This window comes from Bradyrhizobium sp. Leo170 (genome assembly GCF_004296405.1).
In the GTDB taxonomy this organism is placed as follows: Bacteria; Pseudomonadota; Alphaproteobacteria; order Rhizobiales; family Xanthobacteraceae; genus Bradyrhizobium.
In genome coordinates this window covers 1-24,877 of sequence record NZ_PSRR01000002.1, presented here as the reverse complement: position 1 = coordinate 24,877, position 24,877 = coordinate 1, and the positions used below count along the sequence as shown (strand labels likewise).

21 protein-coding genes are annotated in these 24,877 nt (G+C 57.6%); 13 read left to right on the top strand and 8 right to left on the bottom strand.

Features of this window, described 5'->3' with window-relative positions; all coding sequences use genetic code 11:
• The first annotated feature begins 17 nt into the window (after nucleotides 1-17).
• Nucleotides 18-395: a hypothetical protein gene (locus CWO89_RS00540; protein WP_130576710.1), complete on the top strand. Its 378-nt coding sequence runs from the start codon at nucleotides 18-20 to the stop codon at nucleotides 393-395.
• Nucleotides 396-441: 46 nt separating this feature from the next.
• Here the strand turns inward: CWO89_RS00540 and CWO89_RS00535 are convergent, their stop codons facing one another.
• From CWO89_RS00535 to CWO89_RS00525, 3 genes are all read right to left on the bottom strand, one after another.
• Complete coding sequence (locus CWO89_RS00535) at nucleotides 442-948, bottom strand: hypothetical protein (protein WP_130576708.1); 507 nt, start codon at nucleotides 946-948, stop codon at nucleotides 442-444.
• Complete coding sequence (locus CWO89_RS00530) at nucleotides 926-1,756, bottom strand: hypothetical protein (RefSeq protein ID WP_130576706.1); 831 nt, start codon at nucleotides 1,754-1,756, stop codon at nucleotides 926-928. The genes CWO89_RS00535 and CWO89_RS00530 overlap by 23 nt, the downstream gene beginning before the upstream one ends.
• A gap of 349 nt (nucleotides 1,757-2,105) precedes the next feature.
• On the bottom strand, nucleotides 2,106-2,972 hold the full coding sequence (locus CWO89_RS00525) for a glycosyltransferase family 32 protein (RefSeq protein ID WP_245475608.1): 867 nt from the start codon (nucleotides 2,970-2,972) through the stop codon (nucleotides 2,106-2,108).
• A 635-nt stretch (nucleotides 2,973-3,607) separates the two neighbouring features.
• Here CWO89_RS00525 and CWO89_RS00520 point away from each other — a divergent pair.
• Complete coding sequence (locus tag CWO89_RS00520) at nucleotides 3,608-4,210, top strand: acyltransferase (RefSeq protein WP_245475606.1); 603 nt, start codon at nucleotides 3,608-3,610, stop codon at nucleotides 4,208-4,210.
• Here the strand turns inward: CWO89_RS00520 and CWO89_RS00515 are convergent.
• Together CWO89_RS00515 and CWO89_RS00505 are read right to left on the bottom strand one after the other, a co-directional pair.
• Nucleotides 4,207-4,563 (bottom strand): VanZ family protein, encoded by a 357-nt coding sequence (locus CWO89_RS00515; RefSeq protein WP_130576700.1) that lies wholly within the window; start codon nucleotides 4,561-4,563, stop codon nucleotides 4,207-4,209. The two genes, CWO89_RS00520 and CWO89_RS00515, sit on opposite strands and share 4 nt — an antisense overlap.
• A 349-nt stretch (nucleotides 4,564-4,912) precedes the next feature.
• A complete protein-coding gene (locus tag CWO89_RS00505) occupies nucleotides 4,913-5,125 on the bottom strand; it encodes a hypothetical protein (RefSeq protein ID WP_130576698.1) in 213 nt (70 codons plus the stop codon).
• Nucleotides 5,126-6,409: 1,284 nt separating this feature from the next.
• Here CWO89_RS00505 and CWO89_RS00500 point away from each other — a divergent pair.
• Nucleotides 6,410-6,769, top strand: coding sequence for a helix-turn-helix domain-containing protein (locus tag CWO89_RS00500; RefSeq protein ID WP_130576696.1), 360 nt, complete (start codon nucleotides 6,410-6,412; stop codon nucleotides 6,767-6,769).
• A gap of 390 nt (nucleotides 6,770-7,159) precedes the next feature.
• Here CWO89_RS00500 and CWO89_RS00495 read toward each other — a convergent pair whose 3' ends face one another.
• Nucleotides 7,160-7,801, bottom strand: coding sequence for a nucleotide-binding protein (locus tag CWO89_RS00495; RefSeq protein WP_130576772.1), 642 nt, complete (start codon nucleotides 7,799-7,801; stop codon nucleotides 7,160-7,162).
• 516 nt (nucleotides 7,802-8,317) lie between these two features.
• Between CWO89_RS00495 and CWO89_RS00490 the strand changes: the two genes are divergently transcribed.
• From CWO89_RS00490 to CWO89_RS00445, 10 genes are all read left to right on the top strand, one after another.
• Nucleotides 8,318-9,277, top strand: coding sequence for a calcium-binding protein (locus CWO89_RS00490; protein WP_130576694.1), 960 nt, complete (start codon nucleotides 8,318-8,320; stop codon nucleotides 9,275-9,277).
• A 191-nt stretch (nucleotides 9,278-9,468) separates the two neighbouring features.
• Entirely contained in the window at nucleotides 9,469-10,083 is a 615-nt protein-coding gene (locus CWO89_RS00485) for a class I SAM-dependent methyltransferase (RefSeq protein ID WP_130576692.1), read from the top strand.
• Between the two features lie 204 nt (nucleotides 10,084-10,287).
• Nucleotides 10,288-12,522 carry a peptidase domain-containing ABC transporter gene (locus CWO89_RS00480; RefSeq protein ID WP_130576690.1) on the top strand — a complete coding sequence of 745 codons (2,235 nt, stop codon included), beginning with the start codon at nucleotides 10,288-10,290 and terminating at the stop codon, nucleotides 12,520-12,522.
• On the top strand, nucleotides 12,512-13,861 hold the full coding sequence (locus tag CWO89_RS00475) for an HlyD family type I secretion periplasmic adaptor subunit (protein WP_130576688.1): 1,350 nt from the start codon (nucleotides 12,512-12,514) through the stop codon (nucleotides 13,859-13,861). Before CWO89_RS00480 ends, CWO89_RS00475 begins: the two co-directional genes overlap by 11 nt.
• A complete protein-coding gene (locus tag CWO89_RS00470) occupies nucleotides 13,858-15,906 on the top strand; it encodes a tetratricopeptide repeat protein (protein WP_130576686.1) in 2,049 nt (682 codons plus the stop codon). The genes CWO89_RS00475 and CWO89_RS00470 overlap by 4 nt, the downstream gene beginning before the upstream one ends.
• A gap of 300 nt (nucleotides 15,907-16,206) precedes the next feature.
• Nucleotides 16,207-20,022: a glycoside hydrolase family 99-like domain-containing protein gene (locus CWO89_RS00465; protein ID WP_245475605.1), complete on the top strand. Its 3,816-nt coding sequence runs from the start codon at nucleotides 16,207-16,209 to the stop codon at nucleotides 20,020-20,022.
• 36 nt (nucleotides 20,023-20,058) lie between these two features.
• Nucleotides 20,059-20,499 (top strand): hypothetical protein, encoded by a 441-nt coding sequence (locus CWO89_RS00460; protein ID WP_130576682.1) that lies wholly within the window; start codon nucleotides 20,059-20,061, stop codon nucleotides 20,497-20,499.
• A gap of 178 nt (nucleotides 20,500-20,677) precedes the next feature.
• Nucleotides 20,678-21,967, top strand: a complete 1,290-nt coding sequence (locus CWO89_RS00455; protein ID WP_130576680.1) for a glycoside hydrolase family 71/99 protein — start codon at nucleotides 20,678-20,680, stop codon at nucleotides 21,965-21,967.
• 88 nt (nucleotides 21,968-22,055) lie between these two features.
• Nucleotides 22,056-23,036 carry a glycosyltransferase family protein gene (locus CWO89_RS00450; protein ID WP_130576678.1) on the top strand — a complete coding sequence of 327 codons (981 nt, stop codon included), beginning with the start codon at nucleotides 22,056-22,058 and terminating at the stop codon, nucleotides 23,034-23,036.
• Nucleotides 23,037-23,199: 163 nt separating this feature from the next.
• The gene (locus tag CWO89_RS00445; RefSeq protein ID WP_130576676.1) at nucleotides 23,200-23,937 is read left to right on the top strand and encodes a class I SAM-dependent methyltransferase; all 738 of its coding nucleotides are present in this window, start codon (nucleotides 23,200-23,202) and stop codon (nucleotides 23,935-23,937) included.
• A gap of 10 nt (nucleotides 23,938-23,947) precedes the next feature.
• Here CWO89_RS00445 and CWO89_RS00440 read toward each other — a convergent pair whose 3' ends face one another.
• Nucleotides 23,948-24,514 (bottom strand): hypothetical protein, encoded by a 567-nt coding sequence (locus CWO89_RS00440; RefSeq protein ID WP_245475603.1) that lies wholly within the window; start codon nucleotides 24,512-24,514, stop codon nucleotides 23,948-23,950.
• Between the two features lie 62 nt (nucleotides 24,515-24,576).
• The coding region (locus CWO89_RS00435; RefSeq protein ID WP_207234368.1) for a GDP-mannose 4,6-dehydratase at nucleotides 24,577-24,877 on the bottom strand (301 nt) is incomplete at its 5' end.

The following is a 24,877-nucleotide window of genomic DNA, read 5'->3' as shown; positions in this document are numbered from 1 at the left end:
TGCCAAGTAGTCACTTCATGGAGGGCGACGCGATTTTATGTATATTAATTTTACAATTTAAACTTGAATATATATTTAAAATATTTATTGTTTTAACCGCGGCTATGGTGATTTTGAGGCTGTCCGGCTCAATGATTGATTGGTTGAGGGGTGAGGTTGTGTGGGACGGACGGGCCCTTTTGGTTCCCGCAGCCGTGCCATCCGGTCAGGCCATTTGCAGGATACCTCGTGAGACGGTTCACGTGCTGCGATTGTATTCTGACGCGATCGGTCGTGAGATAAATCTTGAACGGCAGAACATAGTGGAGAAGCTTGCTCCATTCCTCATTACGAAGCTGGCCCGAGCCAACCACGGCGAAGTCGTTGAGTTGTTCCCTTGGGAGGTCGACGACTAAAAGGGCGATGCCGATCCGTCCGACCTGAGGGATCTCCAAAAAACAGTCATGAATTGTGTTTCGACGGATCCGCACGACCCAGTCTCGTGGTGGGACTTTGAAGCTCACCCCACGGAAGTCGTTCGGCGTTGCAAGACGAGTTCTCCGCCACGTTGATGACAGGCGAAACGGTTCTGGTCAGACGAAGTTCGCGAAGAAATCTGGACCAGAGATAATCTAGCACGGTCCAGAATACCGGTTGCTGCGTATACAGCTCGCCGCGAAAGACGACGAACGAGCGTTGCGCTCCTGCGGTAAGATGCCGAATGAGGTTCGCGTTCGATCCATCGGGGGTCAGCTTTGCGACGTGCATTTCGCATGATGCTGTAGTGGCGCGGATGACCAGCGTTCCGGTCTCGTAGGTCGTGACCACATTGAAGTGCTTGCGTTCAAGAAATTCAACAAGGTCTTCCTTTAGATGACCTTGATAGTCAGGCGGGAGCACGATCTTCCATGCGATGGCTAGCGCGAGCGCGGCGGCAAGCGCTCCCTTAAATACGCTGGAAAAAATCACGCCTCACCCCTAGCAGGCAGCAACCGAGGATCAAGCCCAGCATGAGGATATTGCTAACAGCAGCTCCCAAATCGCTATGGAATGTTTCGTAGTGCCATTGGCTTAAGCCCATCAAACTCATCCGCGTAACATTCACCGCGATCACCGACGCGCAAGCCAGTAAGCACCAGAACACATCGTGGGTAGATCTCTTATGGTCGACCAATCGGCTCACGGTAACCCAGCAGAGAAATGCAAGCGACATGTTTGCAAGCGAAGAACAACTTGGCAGGATGACCAAAACTCCCGAACCGTCGGCGAACTCAACGATGTCTCCGGTCCGGGGAGTGTGCAATAACCAGCCGACAAGCGAGGCATCCATCCGCAATATGAAGTCGGCAAAGAACTGAAACAACAGCCGGCTCCAGAGCACAGGCACGGTGGTTGCCACCAATATGAAAGCACCACGCCGAGATGACGGATTTTCGGTGAAGATGATGACGTAGAAGCCTAACGCCGTTACTGCGAGCCAGCTCAAAGCGCCGATTGGCAGAATGACCAGAAATGCAAATGCTGCGCCTATGGCGAGTTCGAAAGAACGAATCCCAATCGTTCGATCTTGAAGAACGAGATATACCCCCGCGGCACACGATACCCAAACAAGTACGCTTACCTCGAAGGTTTCAAAGAAGGCCTCCACCCACCCAAGCTTGTTTATCGATTGGATGACGCGTGCCGCGAGCCCACTTAAGCAGCCAAGGGCAAAGAGTCCCGCGAAGAACTCGCCGCGCGACTGATCGCTCACCACTTTCGATAGGTTTCGGGTCAAGATTAATTCATTTAAAGTAGTCATTGCGATTTAATAGCTCGATTTATTTACTTTATCCACCGTTTTTGCGATGACAGAGGTTTTTATGGTCAGGCTCTGGTCTGAATCGTTGATGGGGCCGTCCTGAGCGGTGGATGGGCGCGCCGGGAGCGGATTCCATGCAAGGAGCTAGCTCACGCTATGTCGCGGCCGTGGCAGGCCCGCTCACCAAATCGAGTTGCTATACACTTCCTGCGTTCCATACAGTGCAACCCGATCGGTTCGGAGCAATATACTCGAAGAAGCCAGCACCGGGAATCTGGGGATTCACATTGCTGCGTGGTTGCGCAGACTCTGCAGACTCTATTGTCTAGCCGTTTTTCATTTCTCTATGGAAGTTCTCTAAGACAAAGTGGCGGTACACCTTACGCGCCTGAACGTAGATATGGTGCATAGGCATCGAACACCAACCTTCCATTGAGACTACGGGGTCTGAACGTAACCCATAATACGTGGTGCTGAAGAGATTATAGTGACCGGCTTCGTTATATATGTTGTATTGCAATGACAACTCAGTCTCATTTGCAACCATGCGGTAACTGTTCGTGCTCATGAGGGGTTCAATAGCCAATGTATAGGCTATAGGGCCTGTTGTTTTCCAGACGCCCCTGCCTCCGACGCCGTGTACCCACGATCGGTAATTTTGAATGTTTTTCAGGACCTGTTCAATCACTCTCCTCAGAAACGGATGGCCAGGCACGGTTATGATATGCCACTGCTGCACTTCCCGTTTTCGGTCAAAGCCAAACTCTTTTTGCATGCCCCAACCAGCGAACGGCTCACCAGGCTCATTACGCCAATGCGCTAGAATGAACTTGTCGTCCGGTCGAATAACGCTGTCGAGGGGCTTGAGAGTTGTGCTTTTGATATCAAGATAGACGCCTCCATGCTTGTACATGAGGAGATAGCGGAAAAGGTCCGCTCGCGCTGCTCCGTACTGCGGATTGATCCTACGGAACAGATTACTAATTTCTGCGCCATAAGAGTTGACGATAAAAGTATCGACCGCTCGATCGTCGTACAGTCGATATTCCCAACCCGGGTTCATGGCTTTGATGGCTTGGATATTGTCTGCCAAGACGTCAGATAGCCGATTTTTCGAGGGGCATGTTTGATGGATAATCCGGGGAATTTGAGATCCCATATCAAAGGTCGGAATTTCGATTGGAGCATTCATGCTGATCTCCATACGTCGTACTTCGAAGGGCGATTTGGTGTGCGGTGGTATGACGGTGCAAAACGTCGCCTTTGTAGAACTCTCCTGCCTAGGCGGATACGACGGCGGGCGCAGCGAGGCGCCAAGGTCGTGGAGGCAACCGCGAGGGGGTCGGCGGGACCGGGGGCCTGCGCAAGGTCAGTATCGTGCCGCGAGCCGATGACCATCCGATCCGGCCAACCTTGTGATCTTAGCCTGAGCTTTGGAGAGTATCGACTTCAGTAACGTGTTGTATCTATGGACATTTATAAAATGCGCTTGCAGGCGTGCTACGGCCATTATCGTCTGCTATCGTGAGGCTTTAGTCAATTAAAAGGTTGATCTACGACCGTTAATATATTCTATTTAATTTGAAGGTTGGAAATATTAGATGATGGTTTAAAGTGGTTTATTAAATCCCGCTGGCGTCATGGGGGCGCACCGTATACTTGCGGCCTCCGGCGGCTGCGGGTGACGGAGAACGCGAGATGAGCAGCAGGCCTCGCGTGGCGGTTCCCGTTGCGTCCTCGTTCGACGCATGATGGTGATACAATGAAGCCCGCCCAGGATTCGGCTGAACAAGAGGGCTTTGGATGTCGCCAGACTTCAATTCCGGAATGTCCGAACAGCGCGTCGACGAATGGCTCGGGCTCGTCAGGCGTTTTCTGCAGATTCTCGCAGCGCGCAAGAAACGTCAGTTCTCCCGAAGGGTGTCGATCGGCGATCTCCTCACAGAGCGAGGGGATAACGCGGCCGCGTACGGCTTCGGCGAGGGCACCACGATGTACGACAACGTACTCGTGCTCGGAGACGTTCGGGTCGGCCGGCATACATGGATCGGACCCGGCTGCATTCTGGACGGTTCGGGCGGAGGCTTGCAGATCGGCGATTGGTGCTCGATATCCGCCGGCGTTCAAATCTATACACATCATACCGTCAATCGCTCTATCTCGCTCGGCGAGAAGCCGGTTGACTACGCTCCGACCAGGATCGGAAACGGTGTCTATATCGGTCCGAATTCCATCGTTCAGATGGGCGTGACCCTTGGCGACAAAGCCATCATTGGCGCGAACTCCTTCGTCAATCGGGATGTGCCGGCGGGCGCCAAAGTATTCGGATGCCCGGCCCGAATGCGAGAAGCCGCGGAATCACCGGCTGGGGGCGTCGGCTGTGATCACGGCGCCAAGCCTTCGCGTGCTTCTGCCGGCTCTGCTGATTAGATCTGCCGACGGCGTAGCGCTTGCTCGAAATAGAGCGCCGCGCGGCCCAAGAACATGCCCACGCTGCCGCCCGCCATCTTTTCAAAGGCGTCCACCAGTCGCGCGTGCCGATCTATGGTCACGAGTTGCATGAGTTCAAAGAGTGCGGCGCTGCCAATGACGACGAACCACACAAACATGACGTGGCGCGGATAGGCCAAGTGGAAGAGGAAGCCGACGGTCGCAAATGCGGCAATATGTTCCAGGCTGGTTGAGGCCGGGAGCGTTGGCCTCGCGCCGATTGGCGACACCGAGGCATAGGCAAGAAAGCACAGGAGTGCCCAAGCGACGACCGCGACGAGTTTCTGAGGCATGGGGGGCACTGGTTCTTAGAGGAAATCCCGGAGGCGAGCGATTTCGATGATCTGTTCGGCGGGCAATACGGCCGTCACAAGCCGCGTTTGCGGTTCAGTACGTATCTCGTAGAGATGGCGTTGGTGTGCAGGCTTGGCCAGGAATGCCCGGATACACGCGTCCAAAGAGCCCTCAAACAAAACGTATGGTTCAGGCCAGCGGGTTCTCTTTGCGCGCTCATTCCCGATTGAAGGCCATTTCCTCAGTGTCGCAGTTGCGCTGAAATCGACGGGCGCGCACGGCAAAGATCCAATATATGCATCCGCCTCGCGCGTCCGGTGAGGCGAGGGTGCGGTTGTTTGCGCCGCTCTAATCATGGGGCCAGTCGAAGCTGGACGGGCCGGGATCCACGCCTGAAGAGACGTGGAACGTCTTGGCCTCTCCTTCGCCGGCGATTTCGGTCGTCGAACCATCACGCAGGGGCTTCGAAGGTTCGATCGAACTTGGCGGCATCATCTCTTTCCAGGCCGAAACCTTGGTCGTAACGCCATTGGGCAGATTGCAGATGCTGCGCTGGGACACTGTCCTCTCCTGCGGTGCTTTAGCTGCGCTGCACTATCTCCCTGGTCGGAACCTCCTTAAATTTCATGGCCGCGCACGCCCGCAGAGGTGGCCGCTGGCATCAAGTAAATTAAATATATTTAAATCGCAAGCGATTTAAAAGGAAACAATTGGGTGTGTGGGAGGCCGCCGGTGCGGGCCTGCAATCGAAGTTGTGCCGCAGGCAAGCGGTCAGCATGCTTTGTGACGATGCTTACCGCACGGTGACGGTTGAGCGCGTCAATGTTTGACATAGCGCGCACCACCGCTCGACCTGCTGCAGGCCGCGCAGCAGCTCGAACGGCGGAGCGATCGTGTGTCCGTTCCGGTGGTAGCGGATGCAAGGGCGCAATCGGACAGTTAGAGCGCCGCCTGGCTCGGCCTGTGCACCGGGAGTCGATCCTAGGATCGAAGGAGATGGCCGGGTCAAGCGTGCGTGAGCGTCGGCGGGCGAGCGTCTCGCTCGGGTAGAGAGATCAAAGAAGGCTGTGGAGCTTTGTTAACGGGGCCATCACATAGCAGTGTTCAGACCCATGATAGGGGAATGCCAGAGGTAAAATGCGAGAAGGCGATGCTCGCAGTGATGTTTTATTTTCAGATGGAAATCCATTCGAGGTTGACCCGCGGTTCCACGCTGACTAGGCTATCGTATAGTTAAAACAGCTCATACTTCTCGAATTAAGTGAGCCGAAAATTCCAGTGCCGGGTCATGGGCCGAGATAGTTCTGGGCCTGGTGCAGCGGTATCCTGATCTTCGAGACCCTTCGGAGGAAACCATTTGTTTGGTGCCTTCGGAAGAAACCGCCTGAATCTGCGCTTCGCTCAATTGACCTCGCAGTGCAATCGGATATGAGCGGTTCGACTGTTAAGTGGCGATGCGATCGAAACAACGTTGTTGCGGCGCTCCGCCGTGGAGCGCCGATGATGTCCAACAATGATCCAAGGAAGCGGGACTCGGATCGCGATGATCGTGGTAGCGGAAGGTTGGTTTAACGCGACACGACCGGCGAACGAGGTCAAATTGATACGCGGTTACCGCTATGAAAATCAGGTTGCACCGCATCTAACACGAACGGCTAGCTTGCGCGGATAATGACTAACATTCTACCTCGAGCAAGGGCGTTAGCGACGCCTTCGGTGTTTCGCCTCTCGTTTCTGACTGCGGGTATTTATGATAATTGTGATGCTGCTCGGGCCGAGTCTTCGGCTATGTCGGGTGGCGGATCCGGCCGCTACCTGCCGGCCCGAGCGCGTTTAGGCGGGAAGATGAAGAAGCACTCTCACGAGGAGATATTGTTGAAGCTCGTTCGAGCAGACGACCTTGCTCGAGCGGGCAATTCCCAAGTGGAGATTTGCAAGGCGCTCGGGGTAAGCGTGATGACGCTTCATCGTTGGCGGAAACTGCCTCTGCGCAGGACTGATGCGGTCGTTCCGTCCGATCCTGTGGGTGAAGGGAAGGTGCCAACCAACTCGCCAACGATTGATGAAATGCGCCGTGTGCTGGAGGAACTCACGCTGGAGAACCAGCGGCTGCGGAAGATCGTCACGGATCTCCTGCTGGAGAAGATGCGGCTTGAAGAAGCTTCGGCCGAGGCCTTTCCCGTTAGCCAGGCACGCAAGGCCTGATCAATCCTTATTGAGCCCTCGTGACCGCAGCTAGCTGATCTCCCGCTGGGGTGACAATCGCAAACTCCATGGCGGGGCTTCCGGCAGCCAAAGTGCTTGCCGGCAAGGCCGAGCATTGTTGCGGGGACAGGCGTTGGATGTTGCAATGATCCGAACGCTTGATTGACTGTGAACAAACTCGCTGCGAGCGGCCGGCATATATGTCGCGGACGCTTTTCGTAGACATCGCGCGCTATCGTCGGCTTCGGTGGGAGTGGTGGAAATCGCGCTAAAGCATGATGATTTTCTTCGAATCATCATGCCGCTCTATCTTGTTTGAGCATGATCTCCGCGCAAACGCTTCGCGTTTGTCGCGAGGGAAGACCGGTATCCACTTTTCCGGATCATGCTCTAATCCTCTCCAACCGCCCTTTCTACAGCGTCTGCGAGCTGTTGGATCTCCCGATCCGCCGCGTCTCCGGGCATGAAGCTCGCGACCGATTGACCGCTTGTAAAGGAGCGGACGAATGCCGAGCGACTGGCGATGGGAGGCGCGACGATCTCACCGAACTCGCTCAACTCCTCGACCAGTTGTCGGCCCTCGAGGGTGCGGCGATCGAGCCGGTTAGGAACCAGAATGACCTTGATCGCATCGCGCCGGCGCGCGCGTGCCGCATCGATGATGGCAAGCGTCTGTACAGTCGCGTCGAGATCAAGTCCGGAGGGGGTGCAGGGGACTAGGATCAGGTTTGCCAGGGCGATCGACGCACCCATTTCGCGCGCGTTCGGGGCGGTGTCGATTACCACGAGACCGGCCTGGATATTTCGCACCTCCTGGGCCCAGGCGGATACGGTGGTGCCTTCCAGAGCCATTTCGTAAACCGGGAATTCCAGGTTGCCCGGCTCGGCCCACTGCGAGGCGGAGCGCTGCGGATCGCTGTCGACGAGCGCGACGTCATGACCGCGGCGCGCCAGCTCGGCCGCGATACAGACCGCAATCGTGGTCTTGCCGACCCCGCCTTTTCGCTGGGTAACAGTAATGGTCCTCCGCATTGGTATGGGAGAGGTCATGCGGCGCCACACTAACAAATCTTCACATTTCAAAGCAAAATCAGCTGGTTACACTACCACTACCTAACGCATATCGACAATTGGCTTCTTCATGGAACCTCCCGGGATGTTCGGATTGTGGCCTGCCTGATCCCCACGCATACCTCATCCGCAGATTCCGTATGGTTGTAGCCGCGGATTGTGCCGAAATTACCCGAAAAAGCGCCCCTTCGGGGGCGGACTCGGATCGCCGGCCCGGCGATTAACAATGGCGTGACATTGAGCTCAAATCTGAGTTAATCGCGCGTGAATTTAATCCTTGACTTCGATTGTGCAGCGCGACTAACAATGGCTTAACAAACGACGCGATGCACCTTAACATTGAACATAGTTGTGTCGGGTTGAATTAGGCCTCTTCACTCTCGTTGTAGTTGTAGCACCTTCAACTTGCAGCACATTGGCGCTGACCGGCGTGTCAGCTGATCGGTGAAAAATCTTGGAATCTTGCCAGAGGGTACCATGGCCGTTACCTACTTGACGAAGACTGAGCTGGGTCAATTTCTCCACCACAGCGGCAACAACATCGAGTCGAGTGTCAGATCGGCATTGATCGACTCGTTAGAGCAGAGCGGTGTGTTCAACGATGGCGGAGAGGATGGCACGAGGGGATGGTTTCAATCCGGACCATTTGCCGGTGGGCCGGTGGCTCCCACCATTCAGGTGCTGGACGTTAAAACCTCCACGACAGTCGACACGACTCCCAATCTGAAAGCGATCATCCTCGATGACGCCGGTGGAAAAACGCTCAATGTGAACGGTGCCGACAACGACGTGTTCGTTGCAATGGGCAAGGGCTCCGACACCGTGCACCTGCACGACAGTGGCGATGATACGGTCTACGGCGGTGGTGGCAACGACCTGATCACCGGCGGACACGGCAATAGCTCGCTGTTTGGCGGTGCCGGCAACGACAGCATCTATGGCGGCACCGGCAACGACACGCTGGATGGCGGTAGCGGTAACGACTACCTGCTGGCCGGCACCGGTGCTCAGTCGCTGGTCGGCGGCGATGGCAACGATCTGATCAAGGACCTCACGTCCGGGCACAGCACGCTTTCGGGCGGCAGCGGCAATGACACCTTGGTCGGCGTGCAGGGCGATGTTTTCGAGGGTGGTAGCGGTAACGATCAGATCTGGCTCTATGGTGGCGCCGCGGGTGCGAACTCGACGCTGCAGGGTGGAGACGGCAACGATACCTTCCACATCCAGTCGCACTCCGGGAACGATACGATCATTGGTGGCAACGGCAACGATACCGTCGACTTTGCGGATCGTTCCTTCTTTGATGTCACGAAGATTGACGTTGATGCGAGCACGTCAACTTATACGCTCCACTTCAGTGACAATCAGACGGTTGCGGTCAGCGGAGTTGAAGATCTTCACTTCAACGACCAGGTCGTCACTCTGCCGAAACTCTAACTCGGCTGCTGAAGGTCATGCTAGTGAAGGCCCCGCTTCTGCGGGGCTTTTGCTTTTGTGACCGGAAGATGAGTTCAGGCGCGATTTACGCCTTTGTCAGGCCACATCGATCAGGTGATGTCGTTTACGCTTGATTTCGTATTGTTCTCACCCGCGTCCGATTGCGTCAGGAACCAATCTTGTCCGCCAGTATGAAGCGCTTGCTCAATGCGGGCTCCGGCCCCGGACCTGCCCGCCGAATTGCTCGAATGGTTGGCGAGCAAGGTTGGGAGGAAGTGCGCTTCGACATCGATCCGGAAGTCAAACCGGACGTTCTCGGCTCAATCTTTGATCTCGGCGGTTCCTTCGAACCGCAATCATTCGATGCTGTCTGGTCGTCGCATGTGCTCGAGCATCTCTATGCGCACGAGGTCTTTCCGACGCTGCGTCAGTTCCATCGGGTCTTGAAACCCGACGGGTTCGCCTTGATCACAAGCCCGGATATCGAATCAGTCGCTCAATTCATCGTCGAGCACGGGATTGCCGCCATCGCCTACAATTCGCCGGCGGGTCCGATCAGGCCGCTCGACATGCTCTACGGCCATTCGCGCGCCATCGAGGAGGGGCATGTCTATATGGCCCATCGCACCGGATTTACGGCCGAGCGCCTTGGCAACCTGCTGTTGATGGCGGGCTTTCCGACCGTGTCGATAACAACGGAGAACTTCGAGGTTTGCGCGCTCGCGCTGATGCCCGAGGCCGATAGCGAGGGCATCCAGAGGACTTTGTTAGAAACGGGCTTTAATTTTCAGGAAGCGTCGGCCTAGACGCTCATCACGGTGCCGGTTCGGCTGACAGTGCAACCTGCAGTCGACGGCCGCGAGCATTCGCTATCACGCTAAATGTTAGTGTTCCTGTCGTTTTTGTTGTATATATGTTAGCGCTAAGAACGGCGCATCGTTGGTCGCGCAGCGGTATGTCCGTAGAAGATCGTAACAGACGCTCGTAACAGATACATGGACTGAGCTTTCATGATCATCCAAGCGGTCGCCGAGAATACTGATGCGGATCCAGTGCCTCCGTCGGCGCTCGAGTGTCTGATCATCGTCGCTCGACAGCACGGGCTGCATCTCACCTCAACGCAGCTTATCAAAGACAACCTGCTGACCGATCAGGAAGTGACGCCTGATCAGCTCGTCCGCTGCGCGGAAAAGGCGGGCATGCGGGCGAAGCTCGTCAAGCTTGATTGGGACGGGCTTTCCCATCTGAAAAAGGCGCTCCCCGCTATCGTTCGCCTGCGCAACGGAAGCCATATGGTGCTGTTGCGTGTCGATGGAGACGCCAACAACACGCGTATTGTGTTGAGGGATCCGAAGGCGGCGGAAGATGCGCTGCTCGTGATCGACCGGCCGCGCTTCGAGGACATCTGGTCCGGAGATGTCGTTCTGGTCAAGCGCAACTATGAAATCTCCGACGAATCGCAGCCGTTCAGTTTCGGCCTCGTGGCCGCGTTGCTGTTCCGCGAACGTCGCATGGTTCGGGACGTCGCAATCTCAGCGCTGATCCTCGGATTCCTTGGTCTGGCGCCGATCATGTTCTGGCGCCTGCTGTCGGACAAGGTGATTTTCTACAAGGCATACAACACCTTTTATGTGTTGTGCCTCGCGATGCTGGTGATCATCGCCTTCGAGGCGGCATTCTCGTTCCTGAGGCAGTTTCTGGTTCATCGCCTGACGACCAGGCTTGACGTCAAACTATCCACCTACGTCTTCGAAAAGGTTCTCAACCTTCCCATCGACTATTTCGAGCAGACCGCAGTCGGTCTGGTGGCGCGCGACATCCGCGAAGTGTTCCGCATTCGCACCTTCCTGATGGGGCAATTGTTCGGCACGATTCTGGATTCGACGACACTGATCTTCTTCCTACCTGTCATGTTCTTCTTCAGTCCGGTCATGACCTTGGTGGTCCTGGCGATGTCGGGATTGATTGTCGCGTGGCTTATCCTGATGCTCCCGACCTACCGCAAGGCGTCGGCCGCCGTCCTTGCAGCGGAAGGTGCGCAGGGCGCCTTTCTGGTTCAGACGCTCAACGGCATCCGGACGGTGAAGTCGCTCGCGCTCGATGCGAGGCAGCGCCATATGTGGGACGTGCTGGTCGCGCGCGTCTCCAGGGCCCGGCTTGCGGAAGGGATGACCGGAAACGCGATCCAGGCCGTCGTGCGCCCGCTGGAGCGGCTGGCGGTAAGCGGTTCATATGCGCTCGGCGTCTATCTCGCGCTTGTCAGCAATGATCCCGTCGTCATCGGAGCGCTGTTCGCCTTTCTGATGCTGTCGCAGCGCGTGTCGGGCCCCCTGATGCAGATGGCACAGCTTATCAATCAGTACGACGAAGCGCGAAGCGCGGTCGCCACCGTCGGCAACCTGGTCAACCAGCCTGCCGAAGAGGGGCGTTCCGGACATGGAGTCCGCTCGCCGCTCGTGGGCAAAGTGGAGTTTTCCGGCGTCACCTTCAAATACAAGGGTGCTGTCTCGCCGACGCTGAACCGCATCTCCTTTGAAGTGTCCCAGGGGACCACGCTTGGCGTGATGGGTAAGAGCGGCTCCGGCAAGACCACGCTCACGCGCCTATTGCAGCGACTTCATTCGGACTACGACGGATTGATCAAGATCGATGGCATCGACGTTCGCGAATACGACGTCGACCATCTGCGCCGGAACATCGGCGTCGTGCTGCAGGAGAATTTCCTGTTCAGCGGCACGATCCGGGAAAACATCTCCGCGGCCAAGCCGGATGCGACCTTCGACGACATCGTCAAGGCGGCCAGGCTAGCGGGCGCGGAGGAGTTCATCGACAAGCTGCCCCGGGGCTACGAAACCCAGATCTACGAAGGTTCGCCCAATCTCTCGGGAGGGCAGCGGCAGCGGCTCGCGATCGCGCGTGCGCTGATCGTCAATCCGCCGATCCTGATTCTCGACGAAGCGACCAGCGCGCTCGACGCCGACAGCGAGGCGATCGTGAACGCCAACATCTCGCGGATCGCGCATGGCCGAACGCTGATCATCATTTCGCACCGGCTGTCCTCGCTAACGGCGGCGGACGCGATTCTCGTGCTCAATCGCGGCGTGGTCGACGACATCGGGCGGCACGAGGAGCTTTTGGAGCGCAACGACATCTACAGTTCGCTTTGGTACCAGCAGAACACGCATCTGGTGCCCGCGAACCGGAATGATAGACCGAACTTCCGGAGCCCGACCCTTGTCTCCTAATCAAGCGTCGCTTGCCACCGTTCGCCAATTCCAATCGGAGACCGACGCGATTCGGGAGGAGGCCGAGCCGCTGGTTGCGCGGGCCACCCTGTTTGTACTTTCCGCGTTTCTGGTCGCGATCGTCGCGATCCTGTGCCTGACGCGGATCGATCGCGTCATCACCAGCATTAGTGGCAAGATCGTCCCGGCCGGTCAGGTCAGCGTGCTGCAGGCGCTGGATCCCTCGATCATCAAGACGATCGACGTGCGCGAAGGCGAGCAGGTGCAGCCGGGGCAGTTGCTCGCGACGCTCGATGCCACCTTCACGTCAGCGGATCTAACTCAGGCGAAATTGCAGATCGCGAGCCTTGAGACGCAAGTGGCGCGCGACGAGGCCGAGCTGAAGCAGCAGCCGCTCGTGTTCCCCGGCAAGTCAGACCCTGACTACCAGAAATACGCGGCGCTGCAGAAGGCGCTCTATGATCAGCGGATGGCGCAATATACCGCTCAGCTCAACAGTTTCGAATCGAAGATCAAGCAGACGCAGGCGACGATCGAAAAGCTTCGCGGCGACGATGCCAGGTATCGGCAGCGCGACGAGGTGCTACAGAAGATCGAAACGATGCGCACGACGCTTGCCGAGCACGGCACCGGCTCGCAGCTCAACATGTTCATTTCCCAGGACACCCGGCTGGAATTGCTGCGGACGTTGGAGAATACGCACAACAGCCTGATCGAGGCTCAAAATACGCTGGGATCGCTGGTCGCCGATCGTGACGCCTTCAAGCAGCAGTGGTTTGCGCAATTGAGTCAGGATCTGGTTACGACGCGCAACAAGCTCGACGACGCGAGATCGGCCTATGACAAGGCAGAGAAGCACCAGGATCTCGTGCGCTGGACCGCCGCTGAACCCTCTGTGGTGCTGACCATGGCAAGGCTTTCGGTCGGCTCGGTCCTAAAGCCAGGCGATCCCTTCATCACACTCATGCCGATCGACACCAAACTTGAGGGGGAAATCAGGATATCTTCGCGGGATATCGGGTTCATCCGGGCTGGCGATCCCTGCACCATGAAGATCGACGCCTTCAATGCCGCGGAGCACGGCACGGCTGAAGGCAAAGTGCGCTGGATCAGCGAAGGCGCGTTTACGACCGATGAGGATGGAAAGCCGCTCGAATACGCCTACTACAAGGCGCGGTGCTCGGTGGACTCGTCCAATTTCAAGGACGTGCCTCACAATTTCCGTCTGATCCCCGGCATGACCCTTGCGGGAGACATCAATGTCGGCACCCGATCGGTCGGAATGTATCTGCTCGGCGGGATGCTCAAGGGCATTCGAGAGGCCATGCGCGAGCCATGACACTGTCGGCGCGATCGCTTTTTCAGTGGATTCGACCGGCTTCCACGTTCTCCCAGGAAGGGCCGCTTGAGCGTGGAAAGGCTGCATACGAGAGCGGTCAGTATTTGGAAGCGCTCAAGCTCTGGAAGCTCGCGGCGCAGTCGGGTGAGGCTGAAGCGAGCTATCGGATAGGAATGCTTTATGTGAGGGGCGAGGGGGTCGTGAGAAGCGTCCCGGACGCCGCGATCTGGTACGAGCGTGCGGCCCAACTAGGCAACATCGACGCGCAATTTCAGCTCGGCCTGATCTTTCTGTACGGGGCCAATCCGGTACTCGGTCCTTATCGGCATGAAACATGGTACCAGTCCTCCGCCGCTCGGCTGGGTGACGAAGCATCAAATGTGCAAGACTTGATATTCCCGCACGGAACGAGTGTTGCGAAGGATGTGGACGCCGCTTTTCGCTGGATATCGGCTGCGGCGGAGGGCGGGAAAGCCGAGGCGCAGACGGTCCTCGGCAACATGTACAGCGAAGGGCTGGGTTGCACGAAAGACTTCCAGACGGCGCTCGGATGGTATCAGGCCGGTGCCGAGCAGAAGTGTGCGCCGGCCGAATTCGCGCTTGGAGATGTCTACTATCAGGGCCGAGGCGTCCCCGTCGATTTCGAGCAGGCCGCGATCTGGTATGGCAAGGCTGCCGATCAGGATCATGTGAGGGCGCAGGTTGCGCTTGCCTTCATGAACCTGAAGGGAGCGGGGATGCCCGAGTCTCCTACCGAAGCGGCGCGGCTGTTCCAGAGTGCGGCAAGACATGACGATGCGATCGCGCTCTACAACATCGGTTTGTTGCGCTTGAACGGAAAGGGCGTCGCCAAAGATTCCGACTTGGCCGAAACCGCGTTGCGCAAGGCGGCGCGCAAGGACTACCTTCCGGCGATCCAGGCGTTGGCGGAGTTCTATTCACACGGCGCAGGGGCCGAGCCGGATCTGCGGGAAGCCGCAACTTGGTACGAGAAGGCCGCCGAGCGAGGCGACGTGCAGGCGCAGTTCTTCATCGGGCGCTTCTATGCGACCGGAACCGGCGTCTCCCCGAACATTCGTCAAGCCGCAAAGTGGTTCGAGCGTGCGGCCGAGAACGGCCACGCCACCGCCGCGTTCAACGTCGCGATCTTCTATCTCAACGGCTCCGGCGTCGAACGTAATGTGGAAACCGCGATCAAGTGGTTTGAGCGCGCTTCGGAGGGCGGCATCAGCGCCGCGCAGGTGCAGCTCGGCAGGCTCTACTCCGCAGGCAACGGCGTTCCGCGCGATCAAAAGCTCGCGGGAGAATGGCTGAGCAAGGCCGCTGTTGGCGGGGACCCTGACGCCAAGACCGCCTATGCGCTCTTCCTCCTTCATCATGATGGCTCGGCGGACCGGCTTGCGCAGGTGCAGTCGTTGTTGACCGAAGCTGCCGAAGCCGGCTACGCGCCCGCGGCCTTCCAGCTCGGCGCGATGCAAATGGGCAAGTTCGGTGGGGTTGCGGATGTGCGAGGCGCTGTCCCATGGTTTACGCGCGCGGCCAAAGCCGGCCATGTCGAAGCCCAATACACCCTTGCGCTCCTATTTGCCGATCCGAACAGCGGCGTGAATGATGCGCGAGCATCAGCGACCTGGATGACCGCGGCCGCGCGCGCAGGCAATGCGGCCGCGCAGTTCCAGCTTGCCGTCATGTATTGCACCGGCAATGGCGTTGCCCAGGATGTCGCTCAGGGTGTGACCTGGTACGAATCCGCCGCGCAGCAGGGACACACGGTTGCGCAGTACAACCTCGCTGTGATGCTGGGAAGAGGGCAGGGCCGCGAAGCAGATCCGAAGAAGGCGGCCGAATGGTTTCAGAAAGCCGCGGAGCAGGGAATGGCGGAAGCGCAGCTAGCGGTGGGAGACGCGCTGATGTCGGGCGCCGGCGTCGCACAGGATAGGGACATGGCGGTGCATTGGTATCAACAGGCGGCGCGACAGAACAATGAAGGCGCAGTGCGCCGCCTGAGGGCGATCGGCCTGACATTGGTGGACACTGAGCGATGAAGAAGGACGTTGTCCGTTCTGGAGCGGAAAGATGCAAAAGGAGGCAAGCAACAACAACAATTCGGGCACAACTGAAGCTTGCTTTCATATCGAAGACAGAAAGAGTGCGCTAATCTCGCGCTTGCGAAGTTAAGTGCTCAACGCTGAAGTGAATGTGTGACGATGGCTGATTTTCTTTCGAAACTCGCGCGTGACGCCGGCCAAAAGGAACCTCGGATGAGGCGCGGTGCGATCGCAAGGTCTCAACCCAAGGGGGAGACAAGCGCCGCAAAGACAAACGGCGCGGTTGCCAAGGAGGCCGTGAGCAAGCAACCAGAGCTTCCGCCTTCGCCCGAGCCGGCTGCACCAGCCGTCGATCTCACGGGTGCTGCGCGAACGCTCAAGGGGCTTGGGCTGTTCGATGAAAATTTCTATGCAACGAGCTACCCGGACGTGATCGCCGTCGGTGCCGATCCGTTCGAGCACTTCTTCCTCTATGGCTACAAGGAAGGCCGCAAGCCCAATCCGATCTTCGATCCGATCTGGTACGTCACGACCTATCCCGATGTGAAGGACGTGGATGTGCAGCCGCTCCTGCACTATGCATCGATCGGCGAGCCCGAAGGGAGGCGGCCGAGCCCGTATTTCCAGCCTGCCTGGTATCGCGAGAAGTACGGCATACCGGAGAAGGAGAGTCCGCTCGCGCACTATCTGAAGAACCGGATCGGTCCGTTCAGCCCGATTCCGGAATTCGACGCGCAATACTATCTACAGACCTATCAGGACGTTGCGACCGCCGGAGTCGATCCGTTCGAACACTTCATCTTCCACGGTTACAAGGAAGGACGCAACCCGTCGGCGGAGTTCGATACCAAGTTCTACATCCAGCGCTACTTCAAGGGTAAGACCGACCAGAATCCGCTGCTGCACTATCTGGAGCATCGGCACGAGGACGGCATCTTTCCGTCGCCGCCGGAAAATGAAGCCACCATCCCGGCCGAGATCAAGCGCTTCACCAAGCCGAGCGCGCAGTTCGAGGAACTGCGTCCCTTGCCCGCAAGCGCCAAGCCGCGCGCAAAGGTCCTGGCCTATTACCTGACCCAGTTTCACGCCTTCCCTGAGAACGACAAATGGTGGGGCACCGGCTTCACTGAATGGACCAACATCGCGCGCGGCGTGCCGCGGTTCAAGGATCACTATCAGCCACGGATCCCGCGCGATCTCGGCTTTTACTCGCTGGGCGACATCGAAACCATGCGCAAGCAGGTGAGGTTCGCCCAGGCGGCGGGTGTCTATGGCTTTGTGTATTACTACTACTGGTTCAACGGCAAGCGTCTGCTGGAGAGGCCGCTCGAGCAGTTCCTGAAGGCGCGCGACATCAACATGCCGTTCTGCCTGATGTGGGCGAACGAGAACTGGACGCGGCGCTGGGACGGCATGGAAGGCGAGGTCCTGATCTCGCAGGACTATCTCGCCGACGACGACGAGCGTTTGTTGTCGGACTTCAACCGGCACTTCAAGGACAAGCGTTACATCCGCATCCAGGGCCGGCCGCTCCTGATGATCTATCGTCCGCGCCTCATTCCGGATACCGCCAAGGTGATTGCGCGCTGGCGCTCGATCTTCGCGAAGAAGTTCAATGAAGATCCCATCATCATCATGAGCCAGAGCTTTGATGATTACGATCCTGCTCCGAACGGCATGGATGGTGCGATCGAGTTTCCGCCGCATAAGCTCACCAAATATGTCCCGCTGGTTAATTCCGAAGCCAAGATCCTAGACGACACCTATTCGGGCCAGATTTACGGTTATGACGACGTCGCCAAATACTCGATCGAAGAGCCGCGTCCGAATTTTCCGTTGATCAAGACCGTGGTGCCGAGCTGGGACAATGACGCGCGCCGGCAAGGCACGGGTCTGGTGATCCAGGGCTCGACGCCGCAGAAATACGAAGCGTGGCTGGCGACGCTGGTCGAGCAGGCGCAGAAGCACACGTTTTTCGGAGATGCCTTCGTCTGCGTCAATGCCTGGAACGAGTGGTGCGAAGGTGCCTATCTCGAGCCGGACCTGCATTTCGGATCGGCTTACCTGAACGCCACCGCGCGTGCGGCCACCGGCCTGACGCGCGACCTTTCGCTGCCAAAGATTCTGCTGATTGGGCACGATGCGTTCCCGAGCGGCGCGCAACATCTGTTGCTCAATATCGGCAGAACGCTACGGAGCGCCTTCAACATTGAGGTCGAGTATCTATTGCTGCAGGGCGGTGCGATGGAGTCCGAATACGCTTCCGTGGCTCCGCTCACCGTTCTCAAGCAGGCCTCCGAGATCCCGGCGACCTTGCGGCACTTCCGGGAGAAGGGGTTCACGGCCGCGATCGCCAACACGTCGGCGAGCGGACGCGCCACCAAGTTCCTCGCCGAGATGGGTTTTCGCACCATTTCGCTGGTGCACGAACTGCCGCGGATCCTTCGCGAGAAGAATCTCGAGGACGTTGCACAGATGGCGATCGGCAGCGCACAGCACGTCGTGTTCGCCTCCGAATTCGTCCGCGACAGGCTGGTGGAAGCGCTCAAGCTCGACGCCGGTGACGGGCGATTCATGATCCGCGCGCAGGGCAGCTACAAGCAGATCGAGCCGGCGCCAGCGGAAGCCGTCTTGGTTCGCAAGGAGTTTGGCATCGCCCCCACCGACAAGATGGTGCTTGGGGTCGGCTATGCCGACCTGCGCAAAGGGTTCGATTTGTTCCTGCAGGTCTGGAACTTGGTTCGGCAACAGCATCCGAACGTCCATTTCTGCTGGGCTGGCGGCATCGATCCTGGCCTGCAGGAATGGTTGGGACCTGAAATCAGGCGCGCCGAGGCCACCGGCCGTTTCCATCTCGCCGGCTTTCGTTCCGATATGCAGGCGCTCTATTCCGCTTCTGATATCTACGCCCTGACCTCGCGCGAGGATCCATTCCCGACGGTGGCGCTGGAGGCGCTCAGCGTTGGCGTGCCCGTGGTTGCTTTTCAGGACTCCGGCGGCATCCCCGGCTTCCTTCTCAAGGAGAACGTCGGCCGCGTCGTGCCGTATTGCGACGTGCCGGCGATGGCGCAAGCCGTGGAGAATTTCCTGCGCCGGACGCCATCGGAGGCCGAGCGCGCCCGCATGACCGAGATCATCCAGACCAAATTCGCGTTCGCAGACTATGTCCGCGATCTGCTCCGGCTTGCCGTTCCTTCGCTGCCGACCATCTCGGTCGCGGTTCCCAACTACAATTACGCGCATTGCCTCCCGGAGCGGCTCTACACTATCTTCGACCAGAACCATCCGGTCGAGGAGATCATCGTGCTGGACGACTGCTCCTCCGACGACAGCATCCCCGTCATCATGAAGCTCGCCGACGAGCGCCAGCGCGATCTTACACTCGTCATCAACGAGCAGAATTCCGGTTCCGTGTTCGCGCAATGGGCCAAGGCGGCGGAGATGGCGAGGGGCGAGTTCCTCTGGATCGCCGAAGCCGACGATCTCTCCGAGCCCACCTTTCTATCGAGCCTGCTCGCATTGATGAACGGTGATCCCGACATCGCGTTCGGCTTCAGCGACTCGAAATCCATCGATGCCGACGGCTCCCATCTCTATGCGAGCTACAAACCGTACTACGCCACCATTGAGCCCGGCGCATTGTCGCGGACCGAGATGTTTGACGGCCGCGACTTCGTGACCCGGTACCTCGGTGTCAAAAACACCATCCTGAACGTCAGTTCGGTACTGTGGCACCGCGAGGCGTTGTTGCGCGCGCTCGAAGCCTGTCGCGCCGACCTTCGCGACCTTCGCATGGCCGGCGACTGGCGCATCTATCTGGAGGCGCTCGGCACGCGAGGCGCCAAGGTCGCGTACATCGCCGATCCTCTCAACATCCACCGTCGTCACGCCGCGAGCGTCACGCACTCGCTCAAAGCACAGAAGCATATCGAGGAGATCGATAGCATGCACCGTATCGCCCGCGAGCGGTTTGGATTCACGGATCGCGAAACCAAATCGCAGGCCGCCTATCTGGAAGAGGTGACTGCGCAACTGCTCGGCGCGCCGCTGGAAGCGGAGAAGCCGAAGCGGGCCATAGAAAAGCCGCCGGCCAAGGTAAGTGCCAAGGCATAAGGCTCCGGGAATAACGAGTACAGGTTGGGGTTATCAATGTTCGTTCCGTCTGCCGTTTCGTTGCTCAACGCGCTGAAGATAGATTACGCGACCTTCGAAAATGGAGGACGAGTTGAGATACCTGCCGGCCTTTTCAAGCTGCTGCTTCAAATTGCGTTGGCGTCGGCCGACTTCGATGAGGATGGCTATTTGAGAGAGAATCCGGATGTCGCGAAGGCGCTCGGCAGCGGTGAGATTGAAAGCGCTCACGTGCATTTTATTGGATTTGGCTATTTTGAGGGACGGCACGGCGGCGGTCCTGAAGTTGACGAAGACTGGTATACGCAGAAATATCCAGACGTCGCCGCTGCGGTTCGGGAAGGAAAGATCAAGTCAGCCAAGCAGCATTTTCATTTGATTGGCGGTGCGGAAGGACGCAGTCCGAACCTCGATCAGGAGGAGAATGCAGCACAGTGGAAGAAAGCGCTGCGATCCTGACAAGAGGACCGCAAACGCTTTTCCGAAGTGTGGCAGCCCTGGCTTGTCACACATCTGTAATGTCGCCGGGTTGTCAATTTGCATGAAATCACTCCGACTCAATGCCCGATACAATTCGGCGTCCTTCCGGACGCTGGCTGCGTGCGTTCTTTCGGTGGTGTTGACGAGTTGGCCGGCCTTGGCTGGAGACGACGTCCTGATCGGCGCTCTTCGCTGGGATAACTGGACCTCGAAAAGCCCTGAGGTGAAGGTCCTCGCGCAACCGGAGTGGAAGGATCGCGTTCCCTTTTTTGCGCGCTATGACGAGCAGGGGCACCTGACCATCTCGGGAGACATGGACAATGTTCTGACGGCTGAGGTGGCTTATGCCTACTCGGCAGGGATCGACTATTTTGTCTTTGGCTTTTATCCGGAGACGGGATCGTGGGGGCGGAACGTAACCGAGTCGTTGTCGCTCAACCGCGCACTTGCAACTTACCTTCGCCTAAAGGATCGGAAGGGCATACGTTTCGCCGTCTCGCTCAATCAGAGCTTTCCGGAACAGGACGTTGCCGACATATCCGAGAGCATCGCAGCGTTCGTCACCGACAAAGGCTACGTTCGTACTGCGAATGGTAGCGCTCCCTTGTTCGTCTTTACGCAGAATCCGAAGGGATGGGGAGCGGTCTATGGGAGCGATGAAGCCGCGAGGCGGGTCGTTCAGCAGATAAAAAAGCGTGTATACGAGAAATCGGGAGTAAATCTGCTCTTCATTCTCGAATACCCGGATCCCGCGGTTGCAGCCGAGCAGGCGCGCAATACCGGCATGGATATGGCCAGCGCCTATTCCACTTTCGCGCCACCTCGGCCGGGGGAACATGTGTTTTCGGATTGCGTTGCCAACAACTCGAACTATTGGGGGCGTGCGACCAGTGCGGGATTTCCGTTCGTGCCCAATGTCACGCTTGGATGGGACCCGCGGCCGCGAGACTCGGTTAGAGTTCGTGATGGCAAGGAGCCGCAGGTCAAATCCTGGTGCGATCCACCCCGAGACAACAATCTGAAACAACTGCTTCAGTCGGCTTTCCATGCTGTCGCAAGTCAACCCGGCCCTCTGCCTTTCCGGAGTGTTCTCGTCTATGCCTGGAATGAATTTACGGAGGGCGGGTGGCTTGCTCCAACCTGGAATGGCGGAACGGCGAAGCTCGACGAGTTCCGCAAGGCGACAGGCCGGAATCGGACGATCGATCGCGTAACAATCACTTGGCCCGACGTAGCCAAGAGCGATCGATGTCCTGTGAGAACCGGGGAGCGAGATCGAAAGGAAGTCCTGCAACAATGCTCTCGCAACGTCGAGGTGAGTGAGGTACCCCGATGGCCTTGTCCGCCAGGGATGCGTTCGTCGGAAGACCGCGTTCGGGCGCCGACCGGTCTTGAGGCGCTTTACTGGTCCGGGCTTTGGATCGAGCGGACGTGTATCGGCGGCTAATGTGCACTGTGACGATCAGTGCTAGTCTGAAATTGCATCTTTGTTCATTACGTCACGAGCTGGTTGACGGTCCTCTTGGGAGTTATAGGTGAGCTCGCCTCTCAGAAAATGGCACGAACAGATACAATCCAACGCGGCTTCGATCGCGGAGCGCAAGTCGGATTTCAAGATTCTTTTAAAGACAAAAAATGACCGCTGGCTCTTGAAGGAATGGATCGAGCACCATGCACCCATATGCGGCATGGATTCGCTGATCATTTTCGATAACGATTCCAGCGATGAGCACGTGCTTGAAATCTATGAAAGAAGTCATCCCGAGCTGCTCATCTACAACTTCTCGGGTCACCACAACAATCTGCATTTTGTTGACAAGAATCCGGAGTTGTATCGGTCACTGGCGGAGTCCTGTCGCTTCTTCATCTTTCTCGATACCGATGAGTTCCTGTACTGGATAGATGGCAGTGGCCACTACGATACCAATATAGCCGATCGTCTCTCCAGGCAGCTCGGAGAGGCGGAAGGAGATTTCCTCTGTGGCACCTGGCTCCCGAACGTCGCCTGGGATGCAACCAGATATTGGATCGGCGAGGACAACAAGATCTTGCTTGATGGCGTGAAGTGGGGGAAGCCGCTACTCAAGGTATCGTCGCTGAGAAACGCATTCATCAACCATAACATTCAGGCGCGCGAATGCGGTCTCTCGCCAGCGCGGTGCGGCTCGCTCGTGGTGCAACATCGCAACCGCGTTCACCGCGAGCAGAGATTGATGTCGAATATCAACAAGCTCCGGCAGCGCCGCGTGATCGTCGAACTCGATGAAAGTGTCGAGCGCATACACGACCGGATTTCGCAAGCAACTGATCCGAACATCGTTCTCTATTTGAGGGAAATACTCGAATTGAGAAATGCGGACGGGGCCGGCAAGAGCTACGTGCGCGGGTTTGTCAAGTTCGGTCCGGACGGCCGGCTGGAATTTCCCGGCAGCAGTGAAAAGGAGATGCTTCTCTCGTTTGTTAACTCACCGGCGGACATCATCGCGCTTGGCCTGGCACAGAACTCATCCTCCTGATCGTTGGTTGGTTTGGGAACTTCTGTATGTTATATATGTTATACGTCTGACCGGACGGGAGGAACTTAAGGTCGCAGCAGCGCCACGGACTGGCTGAATTCGACGTCCGGCGTCCATGAGCTGCTCGGCACCGTGTCATTCAGTAAACCAGTAGAGAAAAACAATGTCCGATAGATCGAGCCTGGACGTTTCCGCTGAGAAAATAGGTCACGCCTGGAAGGAGAGTGCCTACTACGACGATGCAGAGCGGTGGACGAAGACGATTTTTTGGAATCCTGAGACGATTTTTTCGAAGCTGTTTTCTCGTCTCGATCTTACTACGGTGATTGAACTGGCTTGCGGTCGCGGTCGGCATGCGGAGCAAATCGCGTCTCAATGCGGTTCCCTGCTCGTTGTCGACATACATGAAGAGAATATCGATTTTTGCAAGAGCCGATTGGCGCATCATCGGAATGTCTCTTACCTCAAGAACAATGGCTACGAGTTTAGCGGCATTCCGAATAATTCTATGACTTCGATCTATTGCTATGACGCAATGGTGCACTTCAGCCCTGATCTCGTCGAGAACTATCTCAAGGAAACTGCACGTGTTCTTGCGCCAGGGGGGATGGCTCTCTATCATCACTCCAACTACGACGCACCGAACACCACCAGCTATGGGGCAAATCCCCACGCGCGTAACCATATGACGTTTGATCTCTTTTCGGAGTATGCGCGCAACGCCGGCCTTTTGATCGAAGAGAGCCACCCCATCAAATGGGCTCGGGTCGACGATTTGGACCGGGTGACCCTGCTAAGGCTTAGAGCGCTTTCGAGCGAAGTTGATACCGGTTCGCGTGAAGCGTCAGAACAACAGTCCAGAGCTTCGGCTCTGATTCAATCAGAGCCGAACATGCTGTAGGCTGAGCCAGTCACTGCGGGTCGAGGCGATGCCTCTGGAGTAGCTGCTGGGCTTGTTCGCTGTCGAGTTGAAGCGGCCTTTGAAAGACCGACATGTTGTTCGCTCGGGCTACTTCCCGGGCGATCTGCCTGACTACATGGTATTGGGGTCGACTGGCAAAATCGTGTATCGCGATGAACGTCCCCGGCGGCGAGTGAAGTAGGCATTGCGTAAAGCAAGCGACCCGGAACCGGCCATCGACGAAGTACAGGTCAGCGTTGCGACTTTCGGGCCTTTGCCAGATGCTCTCGTGATACTGGGGCCATGAGCTCTCTCGTTCCCGGTCTGCCGGAAACCCCCACTCTCGAAGCTTGCCGATGTCGATGTAAACCAACTCAGGTTTTGTAGGGCAATCCTTCGTTGCATTGGCGACGTTGGCAAGCCACTCCTGAGATGAGTCAATCGAAATGATCCACTCTTTTCTCATCTGGGAAGCCAGCCACGTGCTGCCACCTGATCCAAACTCCAGATAACGGTCGGACAGATTCAGAAAGCTTTTGAACAGGCTCTGTTCGTGACTATCCATCGCGAGTTGCATTGTACGTCCCGTTGCTCCACGCGAGCCCGATCAATAGGGCCGCTGGAATGGAGTTCTGCGATTCAGTGTGCTGTTGCCGACAGGCTCAACCCGACCCGCTTGGCTTGATATCCCCGCTCCAAAATCCCGCGCCACCAAGGTTGCTGGTCGATGTACCAGTGCACGGTTTTGGCGATGCCGGTCTCGAAATTCTCTTCCGCGCGCCAGCCGAGATCGCGTTCCAGCTTTGAGGCATCTATGGCATAGCGGTGGTCGTGGCCGGGACGGTCGGCGACGAAGGTGATCAGGTCGCGGCGGGCACCTTGTGTGCGCGGTGCGATCTCGTCGAGGAGATCGCAGATGGTTTCGACCACATGCAGGTTA